At 35.8% G+C, this 16,326-nt stretch carries 17 protein-coding genes; 11 read left to right on the plus strand and 6 right to left on the minus strand.

Annotated elements, in window-relative coordinates:
• Positions 1–4 precede the first annotated feature (4 nt).
• Genes lpxA through rnhB form a run of 3 tightly spaced genes read left to right on the plus strand, consistent with a single transcriptional unit; the run spans position 5 to position 2,522 of the window.
• Positions 5–784 (plus strand): acyl-ACP--UDP-N-acetylglucosamine O-acyltransferase, encoded by a 780-nt coding sequence (lpxA, locus tag RAM17_RS01925; RefSeq protein ID WP_110448751.1) that lies wholly within the window; start codon positions 5–7, stop codon positions 782–784.
• Positions 784–1,938, plus strand: a complete 1,155-nt coding sequence (lpxB, locus tag RAM17_RS01930) for a lipid-A-disaccharide synthase (protein ID WP_110448750.1) — start codon at positions 784–786, stop codon at positions 1,936–1,938. The genes lpxA and lpxB overlap by 1 nt, the downstream gene beginning before the upstream one ends.
• On the plus strand, positions 1,932–2,522 hold the full coding sequence (gene rnhB / locus RAM17_RS01935) for a ribonuclease HII (protein WP_110448749.1): 591 nt from the start codon (positions 1,932–1,934) through the stop codon (positions 2,520–2,522). The genes lpxB and rnhB overlap by 7 nt, the downstream gene beginning before the upstream one ends.
• On the opposite strand, the gene RAM17_RS01940 is transcribed toward rnhB, so the two are convergent.
• Positions 2,519–3,118, minus strand: a complete 600-nt coding sequence (locus tag RAM17_RS01940; protein WP_370527384.1) for a YiiX family permuted papain-like enzyme — start codon at positions 3,116–3,118, stop codon at positions 2,519–2,521. The genes rnhB and RAM17_RS01940 overlap by 4 nt on opposite strands.
• 96 nt (positions 3,119–3,214) lie before the next feature.
• Positions 3,215–4,504 carry an NAD(P)/FAD-dependent oxidoreductase gene (locus tag RAM17_RS01945; protein WP_110448747.1) on the minus strand — a complete coding sequence of 430 codons (1,290 nt, stop codon included), beginning with the start codon at positions 4,502–4,504 and terminating at the stop codon, positions 3,215–3,217.
• Between the two features lie 335 nt (positions 4,505–4,839).
• Here RAM17_RS01945 and RAM17_RS01950 point away from each other — a divergent pair, with 335 nt between their 5' ends.
• The 5 genes from RAM17_RS01950 to rraA all read left to right on the plus strand — a co-directional run bounded on the left by RAM17_RS01950 (position 4,840) and on the right by rraA (position 9,689).
• Complete coding sequence (locus RAM17_RS01950) at positions 4,840–5,811, plus strand: HlyD family secretion protein (protein ID WP_065579101.1); 972 nt, start codon at positions 4,840–4,842, stop codon at positions 5,809–5,811.
• Positions 5,793–6,932 (plus strand): ABC transporter permease, encoded by a 1,140-nt coding sequence (locus RAM17_RS01955; protein WP_110448746.1) that lies wholly within the window; start codon positions 5,793–5,795, stop codon positions 6,930–6,932. The genes RAM17_RS01950 and RAM17_RS01955 overlap by 19 nt, the downstream gene beginning before the upstream one ends.
• Before the next feature lie 14 nt (positions 6,933–6,946).
• Positions 6,947–8,134: an ABC transporter permease gene (locus RAM17_RS01960; RefSeq protein ID WP_110448745.1), complete on the plus strand. Its 1,188-nt coding sequence runs from the start codon at positions 6,947–6,949 to the stop codon at positions 8,132–8,134.
• A gap of 71 nt (positions 8,135–8,205) precedes the next feature.
• A complete protein-coding gene (locus RAM17_RS01965; RefSeq protein WP_110448744.1) occupies positions 8,206–9,108 on the plus strand; it encodes a 1,4-dihydroxy-2-naphthoate polyprenyltransferase in 903 nt (300 codons plus the stop codon).
• 89 nt (positions 9,109–9,197) lie between these two features.
• Positions 9,198–9,689 carry a ribonuclease E activity regulator RraA gene (rraA, locus tag RAM17_RS01970; protein WP_086358333.1) on the plus strand — a complete coding sequence of 164 codons (492 nt, stop codon included), beginning with the start codon at positions 9,198–9,200 and terminating at the stop codon, positions 9,687–9,689.
• Positions 9,690–9,787: 98 nt separating this feature from the next.
• Here rraA and dprA read toward each other — a convergent pair whose 3' ends face one another.
• Entirely contained in the window at positions 9,788–10,888 is a 1,101-nt protein-coding gene (gene dprA / locus RAM17_RS01975) for a DNA-processing protein DprA (RefSeq protein ID WP_181414709.1), read from the minus strand.
• Between the two features lie 158 nt (positions 10,889–11,046).
• On the opposite strand from dprA, the gene def reads away from it, so the two are divergent.
• Entirely contained in the window at positions 11,047–11,559 is a 513-nt protein-coding gene (def, locus tag RAM17_RS01980) for a peptide deformylase (RefSeq protein WP_110448742.1), read from the plus strand.
• A gap of 47 nt (positions 11,560–11,606) precedes the next feature.
• On the opposite strand, the gene grpE is transcribed toward def, so the two are convergent.
• Complete coding sequence (gene grpE, locus RAM17_RS01985; protein ID WP_110448741.1) at positions 11,607–12,191, minus strand: nucleotide exchange factor GrpE; 585 nt, start codon at positions 12,189–12,191, stop codon at positions 11,607–11,609.
• Between the two features lie 154 nt (positions 12,192–12,345).
• On the opposite strand from grpE, the gene nadK reads away from it, so the two are divergent.
• Positions 12,346–13,224: an NAD(+) kinase gene (gene nadK / locus RAM17_RS01990; protein ID WP_086358329.1), complete on the plus strand. Its 879-nt coding sequence runs from the start codon at positions 12,346–12,348 to the stop codon at positions 13,222–13,224.
• 64 nt (positions 13,225–13,288) lie between these two features.
• Here the strand turns inward: nadK and RAM17_RS01995 are convergent, their stop codons facing one another.
• Both RAM17_RS01995 and argF read right to left on the minus strand, forming a co-directional pair.
• Entirely contained in the window at positions 13,289–13,786 is a 498-nt protein-coding gene (locus RAM17_RS01995) for a phosphatidylglycerophosphatase A family protein (RefSeq protein WP_110448740.1), read from the minus strand.
• Between the two features lie 102 nt (positions 13,787–13,888).
• Positions 13,889–14,896 carry an ornithine carbamoyltransferase gene (gene argF, locus RAM17_RS02000; RefSeq protein ID WP_086358327.1) on the minus strand — a complete coding sequence of 336 codons (1,008 nt, stop codon included), beginning with the start codon at positions 14,894–14,896 and terminating at the stop codon, positions 13,889–13,891.
• Positions 14,897–15,165: 269 nt separating this feature from the next.
• Between argF and carA the strand changes: the two genes are divergently transcribed.
• Positions 15,166–16,326 carry a glutamine-hydrolyzing carbamoyl-phosphate synthase small subunit gene (gene carA, locus RAM17_RS02005; protein ID WP_110448739.1) on the plus strand — a complete coding sequence of 387 codons (1,161 nt, stop codon included), beginning with the start codon at positions 15,166–15,168 and terminating at the stop codon, positions 16,324–16,326.

Raw genomic sequence — 16,326 nt, forward strand, 5'->3', positions numbered from 1 at the left:
TGCTATGGCAACGGAAATACACCCAAGTTCAGTAGTAGAAAAGGGGGCAAAGATTGGTGATAATGTCAAAATTGGGCCTTTTTGTTATATTGGTGAAAATGTTGAAATAGGTGATGGTACCTTTTTAAAATCACATGTAGTGGTTAACGGACACACCAAAATTGGTCAAAATAATCAAATCTATCAATTTGCTTCAATTGGTGAAGTTAACCAAGATCTGAAATATCGTGGTGAACCAACTCGCACCGAAATAGGTGATCGCAATATGATTCGTGAAAGTGTGACGATTCATCGTGGTACCGTTCAAGGCGGTGAATTAACCCGTATAGGCAGTGATAATTTATTGATGATTAATGCCCATGTTGCGCATGACTGTATTATTGGTGATCGTTGTATTTTAGCTAATAATGCCACACTTGGTGGTCATGTTCAGTTAGATAATCATGTGATTATTGGCGGTATGACAGCAGTACACCAATTTTGTGTAATCGGTTCTCACGTTATGGTTGGCGGTTGTTCTGGCGTTGCTCAAGATGTACCTCCTTATGTTATTGCTCAAGGAAATCACGCAACACCACATGGCGTCAATTATGAAGGCTTGAAACGTCGAGGCTTTAGTAAAGAAGCACTACAAGCCATCCGCAACACATACAAAATTCTATATCGAAATGGGTTAACGCTTGACGATGCTAAAGTTGAAATTGCAACGCTTGCTAAACAGCACCCAGAAGTGCAGCTGTTTATTGACTTTTTTGATCGTTCAACCCGAGGCATTATCCGTTAATGACAGATAAGCAGTTAACAATTGCTCTGGTCGCCGGTGAAACATCTGGCGATATTCTCGGTGCTGGTTTAATTCGTACTCTTAAAAAACATCATCCTAATATTAAATTTGTCGGTATTGCTGGTCCACGAATGCAAGCTGAAGGTTGCCAAGCTTGGTATGAAATGGAAGAGCTATCAGTGATGGGGATTGTCGAGGTATTAGGTCGGCTACGGCGTATTTTAGCTATTCGTCGTGATATTACTAAACGTTTGATTGATCTCAAACCCGATGTCTTTATTGGTATTGATGCACCGGATTTTAATCTCTCTTTAGAAGGTAAGCTTAAACAAGCTAGTATTAAAACGATCCATTATGTCAGTCCTTCTGTTTGGGCGTGGAAGCAAAAGCGGGTATTTAAGATTAAACGCAATACTAATTTGATTTTAGCTTTTCTTCCTTTCGAAAAAGCCTTTTATGATAAATTTGATGTACCTTGTCGATTTATTGGTCATAAAATGGCCGATGATATTCCTCTCGAACCCGATCAAACAGCTATGCGTCAACAGTTAGGTATTCCTGTTGATTGCCAATGCTTAGCCTTATTGCCCGGTAGTCGTCATGCCGAAGTAACGTTATTATCTGAACCTTTTTTAAAAGCAGCGCAATTGTTACGTGATAAATTTCCTGATCTGCATATTGTAGTTCCGTTAGTAAATGGTAAAAGAAGAGCGGAATTTGAACAAATAAAGGCAGAGATTGCACCAAAACTTAATCTGCAATTATTAGATGGTCATGCTCGGGAAGCGATGATTGCCAGTAATGCTGCAATTTTAGCTTCGGGAACAGTGGCACTTGAGTGTATGCTGGCTAAATGCCCAATGGTTGTTGGCTATAAAATGAAGGCTTTCACCTTTTGGTTGGCGAAAAAACTAATTAAAACACCTTATGTTTCATTACCGAATATTCTTGCTGGCAAGGAAATTGTTCCGGAATTACTACAGCATGATTGTACGCCAGAAAATATTGCTAACCATATTGTTCCCTTGTTAAAAAGTGATAATAGCGAATTAAAAGCAACATTTTTGGCTTTGCATAAACAAATTCGTTGTAATGCTGATGAACAAGCTGCGCAAGCGGTGTTAGATGTATTAAAGGATCCCTCTAATTGTTAAAATTTACTTATCCAGATGCAACGTTAATTGCTGGTGTTGATGAAGTCGGTCGTGGTCCACTTTGTGGTGATGTTGTTACTGCTGCTGTTATTTTAGATCCAAATAACCCCATTGTTGGATTAACTGATTCGAAAAAATTGTCAGAAAAAAAACGTGAAGCGCTCTTTGATGTTATTAAAAAAAATGCATTAGCATGGTGTGTGGCTAGGGCATCTGTAGATGAGATTGATGAACTCAATATCCTACATGCTACTATGCTGGCGATGCAACGAGCGGTGTCAGGCTTAAACATTAAACCAAATTATGTATTAGTTGATGGTAATCGTTGCCCTAATTTTGGTATTCGAACCCAAGCAGTGGTTAAAGGCGATCTGTTAGTGGCTGAAATTAGTGCTGCATCGATTTTAGCCAAAGTGACGCGTGATCGTGAAATGGTTGAGCTTGATAAGTTATACCCTCAATATGGTTTAGCCAAACATAAAGGCTATCCAACCAAAGATCATTTAAACGCCATTGAACAACATGGCGTGAATCATCTATATCGTAAAAGCTTTGCACCAATAAAAAGATTATTACTAATTTAATCGCGCTTATCAACTGTGCTAAGTAGTGGTGAATTAAATATCGCAACCGGTGATATCACTGTTTCTTGATATGGAATGTTATTACCATAACGTTCTTTTAGTTTTTGTTTAACCGCCGGCGATGATAAATTAAAATCTTTAATTGTTTGTAATTGACCAATTTTTAATTTAAGCGCTCGATTATAAATTTTCCACACTAATTCTGAACAATAAATATATTTGTCATCCCAACCAAACCAAATATCGTAAGGTTTATTTTCAAATTTATGGGCGACTTGTTTTAAACTGGTAATTTCTTGCTGAGATAATGGATGATTTTTTAATCGTTTAATCACATATGTTTTATTTTTGCCACGATTTATCCATTTATCTAACGGGGTATAAATAACTTTACTTGCGGCTTCAAAAACATAAGGTTTGCCATTTTTAATAAAAATTATTCCTACATGACTATAAGGTGAATTTGTTGCTTGCTCAATGGCTTTACTTTGGTTTGATTGAGAAGATTGGAAAATAATATCGCCATCGTGTGGCTGATAATTTGCTATAGCTGTGTAACTAGCGAAAAGTAAACTAAAAATGAAAATAAAACGCATCATCTATTATCTAAATAGTTGTAATTAAGATAATAGTATAAGCGAAAACAGCTACTTAACAAAATTTTTCAGTAGCTGTTAAATATTTTTTAGCAATTAATCACGATTACTAAAAATCGAAGTTGATTTGGTTTTATACATAAATTTGCTGGCACTGGCAAAACGAATAGTTTTAAAAATACCAAGTAAGCTTGCTTGATGCATACGATAGAGTAGTTTGTGGATCATTAAAGCGAAAAATCCTTTCACTCCCATTTCACTATTACCAATTAATTTGACTACACCTTCAGCGGTATCATGTAATGAAATCACAGTACCTTTATCAGTATATTTAAATGTTTTTAATGATTGGTTGTTTAATAATCTAACGATATTTTCATAGCAAACTTTTGCCATTTGATGAGCTGCTTGAGCGGTAGGTGGTGAAGCATGACCATTGTCTTGCATTGCGTATGCGCAATCACCAATAACAAAAATACTGTCATCACGAGATGTTTGTAATGTTGGTTTTACCACTAATTGATTTGATCGGCTTGATTCTAGACCTGCGATCTCTTTTAAATAATCAGGAGCTTTAACGCCAGCAGTCCAAATCATCATATCGGCTTTAATGGTTTCACCTTCTTTCGGATAAAATCCATCGCTTTCCGCTTTAGTAATCATAGTATTGGTTAATACATGAATCCCTTGTTTTTTAAGTGTTTTAGTAATACTAGCTGCGGTTTTTTCTGGTAAAGCCGGTAAAATACGATCGGTTGCTTCAATGACTGAAACATCTAATAGATCGGAACACATTTTATTACGACCGCAAGCACCAAATGTTTCCACCATATGAGGTAGTTCAGAAGCTAATTCGACTCCAGTCGCCCCACCGCCAACGATAGCAATATGAATTTTATCTTCTTTTGTGGTTTGATCGTCATCAATGATCGAACAAAAACCAGTAAATTTATTAATTAAGGTTTCACGTAGGCGAATAGCAGCATTTTGGTCATCTAAGAAGATACAATGTTCTTTCACTCCAGGGGTACCAAAGTCATTGGAGGTGCTACCAATAGCAATAACTAAAATATCATAATCAACAAGAACAGTTTCATCGTTATGATTGATAATGCTAATTTGCTTTTGGTTGCGATCAAGGTTGGTGAAGGTACCTTGAGTAAATTCGAAATTATGCTGTTGTCCTTGCGATGCATAATAAATATTATCAACTTGCTCATCAAGTACACCAGTTGCTACTTCATGTAATAGTGGTTTCCATAAATGATAACTGTTTTTATCAATTAAGGTAATTTGAGCTTTATCCGTTTTGCCTAATTTATCGCCTAGGTCGGTAGCAAGCTCTAAACCGCCAGCACCACCGCCAATAATAATTATTTTTTGCATATTTTAAGCCTTATTATTTCAATTAAAAAATATCATACTAAATAAGTAGGTTTTTATCTATTTCTTTTGACTGATAACATTTATAAATAAAATCTATTAAAATGATGGTTTACAATTATTGAAATTTATCTAAGGCTAAAATAGAATAATCTGTAATATAGTTGTAAATAATTCCTTCTAATTGTTATTTGAGCATAAAATATAGCTTTGATTGTTTAAATTCAGCACGATATCCCATGATATAATATTTGTAATTGAAGTATGCTAATTCTTTATTACATACAATTATCCTAGTTGTTTAGGTCTTATCTGATACTTATTAATCTAAAAAATATATGAATAAAAAAATTTTTATTGTAGTTGCATTGATTGTTATTTTAATTTCAATGACGATTTTAATTCGTGCTCATAGTAGCCAGCTAATTTTGCAAGGTGAAGTGGATGCACCTAATGTTAGCATTTCCTCAAAAGCAAAGGGGCGAGTGCAGACTATTCATGTCAATCGAGGTGATGATGTTAAGCAAAATGACATCTTAATTACACTCGATAGTCCTGAATTGTTAGCGCAAGTTAAAGCCGCTGAAGCAGCTAGAGAGCAAGCGCAAGCACAAGTGCAACTTTCTCAAAATGGTACTCGTGAAGAGAGTATTCGTTATTATGAAGCATTACTTGAACAAGCTAAAGTTGCTTACGATAATGCTTCTAAAGAATACAATCGTAACAAAGCGATTTCGGCCAAAGGCTTTGTCTCGCAATCAATATTAGATAGTGCGCTAAAAACTCGCGATGCGGCTTATCAACAAGTGTTGTCAGCTCAAGCTAATTTAGATCAAGCCAAAAATGGCGATCGGGTTGAACAACGTGAAATCTATAATGCTAAATTAAAAGAAGCTGAAGAGCAGCTTAAACAACTACAGATCCAATATGATGATTTGCAAGTTAAAGCGCCAGTAGATGGGGAAGTAGGTTCAATTCCTGCTGAAGTTGGCGAGCTATTTAATCCTAATAGTCCACTATTAACGGTTATTCGCTTACCACAAGCTTATTTTGTGTTTAATCTGCGTGAAAATATTATGCCTAATATTCACAAAGGTGATCATGTTAAGCTGGAAGTTCCTGCGCTTGGTAATAAAGAAATTGAAGCTGAAATTCGTTTTATTGCACCAATGGGAGATTATGCGACTAAACGGGCAACGCGAGCGACGGGTGATTTTGATTTAAAAACGTTTGAAATTAGACTTTATCCAACTAAACCTGTAGAAGGCTTACGTGCAGGTATGAGTACATTATGGAAAATCGACGACTAATTTTAGACTTCTGGCATCGCTTTAAAGACGCATTTAACGATGAAATCCCAGATATATTTAAGCGCTTTACTTTCCACTGGTTAATGTGGATTTTACCGCTGATTATCTTTGTGATCATCAGTAGTATCTTTTACCGAGGTGTGTTATTTGATCTGCCAGTAGGCTATGTCGATCAAGATAAAAGTACTTTATCTCGTGAAATTGTTCGCGATCTTAATGCGGGTGCGCATGCAAATTTATTCAATTATGATAATCAGCTTGAGAGCGCAGAACGCGATTTAGAAAAAGCAAAAATCTACGCTATTTTGTATATTCCACCTAATTTTGAAGCTGATGTGTTAGCGGGTCGTCAACCAACGCCGATGCTCTATTATAATGCTTTATACTATAGTGCTGGCCTCTATTCTATAATGGATTATTCAGGTTTAATAGCCTCATTAAACACTCAATATCGTACCACAATGGCAACAAGTATTGGTTTGCCGGTACCGAAACTTGCACAAGTTAATTTCAATTATGATGGGCTATTTAATGCCAGTGGTAACTCAATGTACTTTCAGCAGTTTTCTGCAGTTGTACATTTATTACAATTATTTGTTGTAACAACAACTATTTATATTTTATCTCGCTTGCCTAAGCGAACTCGGCCTAATTATCCGTTTGTTTTGGGTAAATTAGCACCTTATACCATTTGGTATACTATGTTGTTAATGTTTGAAATAGCAATGTTAGTGTTATTTTCTGATGCTAGGGTATCAGGTTCTCCATTCGCCATGATGCTAGTGGTGTTTTTTTATGTAATTGCAGCACAAAGTATCGGTATTTTACTTTATTCGTTTACCAAAAATGTATTAGATGCTTATACCTATATTGGGGTGTTAGTTGGATTGGCATTAACTTATTCGGGGGTAGTTGTGCCAGAATTGTCAATGCCATGGATAGCGAGATTTATTTCGTCCCTTGAACCTTTAACCTATGCGCTTAATAAATTATTCGATCTATTTTTACGGCATTCTAGCTATATATCGGTATTGAAAACCTGCGCTATTTTAATGATCTATCCAATAATTATTACAGTATTAGTAAGAAAACGTTTAGTCAAACGTTTACATTCACAGTAAGAGGCTATATTGGCATGCTTAAGCTATTTCTATCTTCAGCAGTAAAAATGTTTTTTTATATGCTAATGCGACCAATGTGGCTGTTGCTATTAGTATCTGTCTCGTTAATGAGTTTAGTCTATGTGAATGGTACCATCACCAATTTGCCGGTTGCGATTGTTGATCAAGATCATACTACCACCAGTCGAAGTCTGATTCGTTCTTTAAATACCAGTTCCAAAATTGATGTGCTTACTTATGAAAATTCATTGCAAGCCTATGATGATATTAACAGCCGTAAGTTATTTGCGGTGTTCACCATTCCGCGGGATTTTGAAAAGCGACTATTGAATGGTGAAGATGTAACAATCCCTGCTTATGGTGATGCCTCCAGCCGTTTAGCAAATGGTCTGATACAGGTGGATATTAGAGGAATATATCAACAAATATTGACCGAATATAATACCCGTGTGATGCGGAATAGTGGTTTTTCTGATCCACAAATTAATATCATATTATCACCAATTAAAGGGCAAACTATGCCGCTTTATAATGCTGGTATCAGTTTTGCAGCGATAACGTTTCCTGGCTTGTTAGTCATGTTATTGCAACATACCTTTTTAATAGCAACAACACGAACTAATCTAACTTTGCATTCACTGCCACAAGGAAAACCACCAAAAATTGTCATATTTGGTAGCTTGTGTGGTCTTATTCCGATATGGCTATTTTTGTCTTTAGTCCTATTTGGATTATGGCCATGGGTGCTTGGTTATCGGCAATTAGCTAGCATTCCAGCTATTTTGGTGATGACATTTCCGCTATTATTAGGCGTATTAGGCTTAAGTAAATTACTGACTGAATGTTTACATCGAACCGAGATGATTTACTTAACTTTAGCTTTTTTGACAACACCGGTATTTTATCTATCCGGTACCATATGGCCACTTGATGCCATGCCGTTATGGGTACAAACGGTATCACGGATGTTACCATCAACTTGGGCAACCAATATGATTGCTGGAGTAAATCAGATGGGATTAGGTTTGTCAGATAATTTATTTAATATCTTTATGATTCTATTTCTTGGTGCAATTTATGGTTCGTTAGGCTTTTTTATTGCAGCATTGCGAGAGGGTAAAATCAGAGGATACATCAGAAAAATAAAGAAATTTATGCATTCCAATAATAAAAAAATTGATAATAAACCATCTATTAGTTAGTGCTAATGGATGAATATACTATCAATTACTGATATGATGAATGATTGATTTTTTCGCAAAAAAACAGTTATATGGCCAATAAATGTTATCCATGGATTATTAGTTTACGTCCGAAAACATTAGCTTTATCGTTTTCTGCTATTTTGTTGGGCAATGCGCTTGCCTATTGGCAACATTCTTTTGATCTAATTATTATGTTGTTAGCAATGATTACTGCAGCGTTGTTACAAATTTTATCAAATTTAGCCAACGATTATGGTGATGCGGTTAAAGGTGGCGATAAACACAATTTAATCGGCCATCAACGTGGTTTACAGCTAGGTCTAATCACTCTTAATCAGTTAAAAATAGCTATCTGGATCACCATTATATTGTGTGTTTGCTCTGGATTGACTCTACTTTGGTTAGCCTGTAATAACGCTTATCAATTATTAATTTTTATCTTATTAGGTTTATCTTCAATCATCGCAGCAATTACTTATACCGTTGGTAAAAAACCTTATGGCTATATTGGCTTAGGTGATCTATCGGTGTTAATCTTCTTTGGCTTAGTTGGTGTGATGGGCAGTTATTATTTACAGACTAAAACTTTATCGGCATCAATCGTTTTTCCTGCAATAGCTAGTGGTTTGTTGGCAGTGGGAGTGCTGAATATTAATAATTTGCGTGATTATGAAAGTGATAAACGACATCATAAACGGACTTTGATTGTGCTGATTGGTAAAACTTATGGTTGTTGTTATCAGTTAGTTTTGTTAATTGTATCATTATGTTTCTTTGGTTTATTTGCTTATCAACAGTTACACACTTATTGCAGTGGTATCTTTTTATTAACACTGCCGTTGTATCTTAAACATATGTACATGGTGTTTAAATTTAATACGAATAAAGACGCTGTGCCACTATTAGTACAAATGGTCAAACTTGCTTTATTGACTAATTTACTTTATTGTTTAGGTATTATTTTGAGCTAGCTCACGTTTATTCCAAATTTATATCGTTTTACTTCATGTTAGCGTTATACTAGAATCGAATAGATATTACTGTATAAGGAGACTCGACCATGGAATTTGATACATCAATTCTTTGCGATTACTACCCAGAAGATGTGAACGTTGTCGAACCGATATTTAGTAACTTTGGTGGTGTGGCTTCATTTTCTGGCCAAGTTGTCACCGTTAAATGTTTTGAAGATAACGGCATTTTGTACGAAGTGTTACAATCCAATGGTGCAGGGAAAGTATTGGTTATTGATGGCGGTGGTTCGGTGCGTCGAGCATTGATAGATGCCGAATTGATTGATATTGCCCTACAAAACCAATGGGAAGGCATTATTGTTTATGGTGCAGTGCGCCAAGTAGATTATCTTGCTGATGCTGAAATTGGTATTCAAGCACTAGCTGCAATTCCTGTTGGTGCAGAAGATCAAGGTGTTGGCGAAGTTGATATTCGTGTCAATTTTGGCGGTGTAACTTTCTTCTCGGGTGATTTTGTTTATGCTGATAATACTGGCATTATCTTATCTGAAATTGCACTTGAAGTAGACGATAAATAACTTGGTTCTTCTTCGTTATTATTTTTAAAATAAACCGCAGTATTTTTACAGCGGTTTTTTATGTTGAAAAAACCCGTTCCTCAATTTTTTCGATAACTTTATATCGTGCGGTTACGAATATAGCCTCCAGTGACGGTGATAATTAAGCCAGCTATTTCCATATCTAATAATTTAATGGTTAACTCAGGAATGGGTAAATCAACTAGCGTAGCGATTGTATCAACAGCAATAGGCTGATGATGAATAACAGCAAAAATTTCTGGATATAAAACGGTATTACCCTCTTTGTTTTCATGATTATTCTGTCGATTAAGTGATGATAAAAAGCCACTATAATGTTCTAAAATATCGGTTGGTTTAGTAACCAGATAAGCGCCTTGTTGGATTAAATAATGGCTACCATGGCTATTTGGATTATCAATATCACCAGGTAAAGCAAAAACATCACGATTCTGCTCAAGAGCATAACGTGCGGTAATAAGTGAACCACTTTGCTCAGAAGCTTCAAGCACAAATGTCCCTAAGCTCAATCCACTAATAATTCGATTTCGACGAGGAAAGTATACTGCTCTTGCTTTTTCAAATGGGCTGAATTCTGAAATGAGCGCTCCATTTTGAGCTAAAATATCATTTGCCAATCTTAGATTGGCGCGTGGTGTAATTTCCGCTAAACCGCTACCTAATACAGCAATGGTATTGCCGGATACTTCTAGTGCACCACGATGACAAATGGCATCTAAACCGAGAGCGAGCCCACTAGTAACAGTTAAACCATTAATGGCTAATTCGCTAGCAAAATAGCGCCCCCACTGTGCGCCATATTCACTAAATTCACGACTACCCACCATTGCAATTTGTGGAGAGTGTAATAGTTGTTTATTACCCATAACAAATAGCAATAACGGTGGTGAACTGATTTGTTTAAGTAATGTTGGATAATCTGAGTCACAATAAGCAATCAAATGTTTAGCTGGGTTAGCAGTAGCTAACCAATCAAGGATGGGTTCAAAATGAAGATAGGAAATGGCAAAAAAACGACTTTGAAGAGTTTTACAAACGCCTATCTTTTCCAATAATAGTGGTACATTATTTATTTTATTAGGTAGACCAGCACTAAAATATAGACCTATTTTTTCAAAATATCTTATTCTTTTATGGCCAAGCATTGAAATTCGCAATAAAAATTCATATTTACTCATTACAGTCCTTTTATATACATCGTTAGCTTGAACCATATCTAGAATTGATTAGATATATTTTACCAATAGCCAACTAAGGCTATTCATGGGCATAATAAATGTTTACAATGTATACGAAATTGAGAAAACACCAAATTGAGGAGTAGATCGAAGAATTTATGGCTATTTTACCGGTATTACGTTTCCCAGACGAACGACTTCGCACAGTCGCTAAGCCTGTCTCTAATTTTACACCTGAGCTACAAGAAATTATCGATAATATGGTTGAAACCATGTACGCTGAACATGGCATTGGGCTTGCCGCAACGCAAGTTGATGTGCATGAGCAAATTATTGTCATTGACGTGTCAGAAGATAAAAGCCAACTTTATGTGATTATTAATCCAGAAGTGATTAGTCAAGAGGGTGAAACAGGCATTGAAGAAGGATGCTTATCGATACCTGACTGCCGTGGATTTGTGCCTAGATCGGAAAAAATCAAGATTAAAGCGTTAGATCGTAATGGTAATCCTTACGAAATCGATGCTGATGAATTGTTAGCCATCTGTATACAGCATGAAATGGATCATTTAAAAGGTAAACTGTTTGTTGATTATCTCTCGCCATTAAAGCGACAACGTATTGAACAAAAGATGAGAAAACTGACTCGTGAGGAGCAGAAAAATCGATAAAAAAAACCGCCAGCTATTTTGGCGGTTTTTTACTATATAGCCTAACTTTATTTAGCTACAATTACCATTGCTGGTCGAATTAATCGGCCATTAAGTGTATAGCCTTTTTGAATAGTATTAACAATTTGTCCTGATTGATGTTCTGGTGATTCAACCATACTAATTGCTTGATGCAGATCAGGATTTAGCTGTGAATCAGCTGTATTGATAACTTCAATACCAAATTTTTTGACCGTATCTAAAAATGATTTAAGTGTTAACTCTAATCCTTCTACCGTTGCTTTATGTTCAGGATTATATTTATCGGTAGATTCTAATGCCCGTTCAAGATTATCAATCACCGGTAAAAGTTCATTTGAGAATTTTTCAAGAGCAAATTTACGTGCTTTATCAACATCTTGTTCAACACGTTTGCGTACATTATCGATTTCAGCACGAGCACGAATCATTGCTTCACTCTCGTTTTTCTTAGCAAGTTGCAGTGCTTGTTCAAGTTCGCTAATGCGAGCATCTTTGGCCTTTAACTGATCTTCAACACTTGGTTGTGATGGGGTTTGCTCTTCAGTACTTTGCTCAGCTGGGGTTTCAATGTTTGTTTCATTTTCTGACATATTGTTCTCTTGTTCTGTCATACGGTACTCCAAATTTAGTCGAAAACTTAGTGAATAACAGTTATTATGGGGACAAATTTTATTATTACAAGTTTAACGATAAGATGATATCGTGTTTTTTAATTGATAACTAAAAAATAATGATACTTAAGTCAAAAATGAACAAGGATATTTTATGGGTAGACCATTTAAATGTATTGGTTTGGTTGGGATTCCACGTAAGTTAGAGGCGATAGAAACTCATCAGGTACTTTATGACTGGCTAGTTAACTTAGGTATTGAAGTTTTAGTAGAAGATCGATTAGCTCAATATATTAAATTACCTAGCAATGTCTATGCATCTCTCGATACTATTGGTGAACAAGCAGATTTAGCCATTGTGGTGGGGGGCGACGGCAATATGTTACGTTCCGCGCGTCACTTATCACACTATAAAATCAAAGTAATTGGGGTGAATCGAGGTAATTTGGGTTTTTTAACCGATATTTCTCACGACCATGTCATTGAACAATTAACACCGGTTATTAAAGGTGAATATGACGAAGATTCACGATTTTTACTAGAAGTATCTATCTATAGTGATGGTCAATTGATTAATTCTGGTTTTGCGGTAAACGAAATTGTGGTTACCCCCAATACTGTTGCGCATATGATTGATTATGATGTGTATATCAATGAGCGTAATGCTTTCTCACAACGTGCTGATGGTTTAATTATTGCCACGCCGACTGGTTCGACCGCTTATTCACTTTCTGCTGGCGGGCCAATACTGGCGCCACATTTAGATGCGTTAATTATTACGCCAATGTTTCCACACTCTTTGGCAGTTAGACCTTTAGTGATTAAGAGTGATGATCCTATTCATCTTAAATTTCCAACTACCGCTTTGGATCTTAATATAGCTTGTGATAGCCAAATTATTTTACCGGTTAGGCCAACCCAAGATGTGATAATCCGTCGCTCCAATTATGAATTTAATTTAATCCATACTAAAGACTATGATTATTTTAATAATTTATCGAGTAAGTTAGGATGGTCACAAAAAATGTTTTAAGGGTTGCTATGCTAAGTAACCCTTATTTTCATATTGAAATTATCATTTAAAGATAGATTTATCTTTAAATGATAAAGGTTAAAAGATAAACCGATAATGATGAAAAGATTGCCGCGATCACATCATCAACCATAATGCCAAATCCCCCTGGTACGTGTTTATCAAACCAACGGATTGGCCAAGGTTTGGCCATATCAAAGATTCTAAATGCAACAAAAGCAATCGTTACCCATAAAATCGAAATCTGTGGAATAAAAAATAAAGTTATCCACATACCGACAAATTCATCCCAGACAATATGGCCTGAATCATGAGTATGAGTATCATCTGAAGTTTTTTGGCAAACAAAACAACCAAAAATAAAGGTTACTAAAATAAACACCCAATATAACGTTGGCGTTAAACCATAGAATAACAGCCATAATGGGATCGCCATTAATGATCCCATAGTACCCGGCATGATTGGCGATAAACCACTACCTAAGCCAACAGCCAAAAAGTGAATGGGATTAGTTAGCTTAAGGTACTTTCTAAAATCTTTATTGCGCTGTTTTTTAGTCATTATGATAAAAATCTTTTGATAAAATTATGCCGACATTAGGTCGGCAAAAAGTTTCTTAGCCAAGTTAAGCTAAGCAAGCAATGATGATAATCAAATATATTATTAGTCTTTAGCTAACGTTGCAACCATTACTGCTTTAATCGTATGCAAGCGGTTTTCAGCTTCATCAAAAACGATGCTATGTTTAGATTCAAAGACTTCATCTGTGACTTCTAAACCATTTTTTAAACCATACTGAGCTGCCATTTGTTTACCAACAGTGGTATTCATATCATGAAATGCTGGTAAACAGTGCATAAATTTGACTTCTGGATTACCAGTTAAATTGATGACATCCTGATTTACTTGATATGGCGTTAATAATTTGACTCTTTCGTCCCAAACTTCTTTTGGTTCGCCCATCGATACCCAAACATCGGTATATAGAAAATCCACATCTTTAACACCATCAGCAACGTCTTCCGTTAAAATGATTTTTGCGCCAGTCGTTTTAGCTATTTCTTGGCATTTTTGTACCAATTCTGCTTCTGGCTGACAAGCTTTAGGGGCCACCAAACGAATTTCCATGCCCATAAGTGCAGCACCTTCCATTAATGAGTTACCCATGTTATTACGGGCATCACCTAAATAAGCAAATTTAACACTGCTTAATGCTCGCTCACCAATATGTTCTTGCATGGTCATAAAATCAGCTAAAATTTGAGTTGGATGTGCTTCAGTGGTTAAACCATTCCAAACCGGGACACCAGAATATTTAGCTAAGGTTTCAACAATTTCTTGCCCATAGCCACGGTATTCAATGCCATCATACATTCTGCCTAATACTCGAGCCGTGTCCGCAATTGATTCTTTGTGTCCGATTTGGCTGCCACTTGGCCCTAAATAGGTAACTTGTGCACCTTGATCAAATGCACCAACTTCAAATGCACAGCGAGTGCGAGTTGAGTCTTTTTCAAAAATAAGCGCAATATTTTTACCGACTAAATGTTGTTTTTCGGTACCTTGTTTTTTGGCTTTTTTTAATTCAATAGCTAGATTAATCAATTGATTGATTTCTGCTGGAGTAAAGTCAAGTAAACGTAAAAAATGACGTTGATAAAAACCGTGCATACAGAGCTCCTAATAGCCGTAAAAAATTATTAAGATTTTATTTGAATAATTATGCAATTTCAAGTTAAACATTTCATATTTATGTGATATTGGTGTTAAATTATGGAATAGTCTAAAAAATTAGACTTTATTGTTTAATTTTTTTTTATAATATCGCTTTTTTTGTTTAAAAAATTGTAATAAAATGGCCAAATATTGTCTCTTTAGAAAACAATTAATTGAATTTTTATTCATAATTATTGATTATTTAATCAAAAGGTCGTTTAATCATGCAAACTTATGCCCTCCTTATTTTACAAGATGGTTCACAATTTATTGGTAAATCAATTGGTGCTGAAGGCCAAACTGTTGGTGAAGTTGTATTTAATACTTCTATGACAGGGTATCAAGAAATTCTTACTGATCCTTCATATTGTGAACAAATAGTGACATTAACGTATCCGCATATTGGTAATGTTGGTACCAATAGTGCTGATGCCGAATCAACGCAAGTTTATGCAAAAGGATTGATTATTCGAGATTTACCATTAATCGTAAGTAATTATCGCAGCGAAATGGATCTTTCAAGTTATTTAAAAAAACATAATGTGATTGCGATTGCTGATATTGATACACGTCGTTTAACACGTATTTTACGTGAAAAAGGGGCACAACATGGCGTGATTATTACCGCAAATGATAAACAGACCTTACTTGATAAAGCAGAAAATGCCAAACAGCAGGCAGTAGATTATAAGGGTTTAAGTGGTTTAGATCTGGCTCAAGATGTGACGTGCAGTAAAAGTTATACATGGACCAGCAGTATATGGACAATTCAACAAGAGTATCCAATCCCAAAAGCAGAAAGTGAACTACCTTACCATGTTGTTGCTTATGACTTTGGTGTTAAACAAAATATTTTACGGATGTTAGTTGCGCGTGGATGTAAGTTAACTGTTGTTTCCGCTAAAACGCCAGCAGATGAAGTACTGGCCTTAAATCCGGATGGTATCTTTTTATCAAATGGCCCAGGAGATCCGGCGCCTTGTACTTATGCCATTGACGCGATTAAGCAGTTTCTGACTACCGATATTCCTGTTTTTGGTATCTGTTTGGGGCACCAATTGTTAGCGCTAGCCTGTGGTGCTAAAACGATTAAAATGAAATTTGGTCACCATGGTGGTAACCATCCAGTTAAAGATCTGGAAAATAATAGGGTAATGATTACTGCGCAAAATCATGGCTTTGCTGTCGATGAAAATACCTTACCTAATCATTTACGAGCTACACATAAATCGTTATTCGATGGTTCATTACAAGGTATTCATCACAATAAAAAACCAGCATTTAGTTTTCAGGGCCATCCAGAGGCAAGTCCGGGGCCTCATGATGCTGCGCCACTTTTCGATCACTTTATTGAATTAATTAAAATTTATAAGCAGGAGCAATAA

Source organism: Gilliamella apis (genome assembly GCF_030758615.1).
Classification (GTDB): Bacteria; Pseudomonadota; Gammaproteobacteria; order Enterobacterales; family Orbaceae; genus Gilliamella; species Gilliamella apis_A.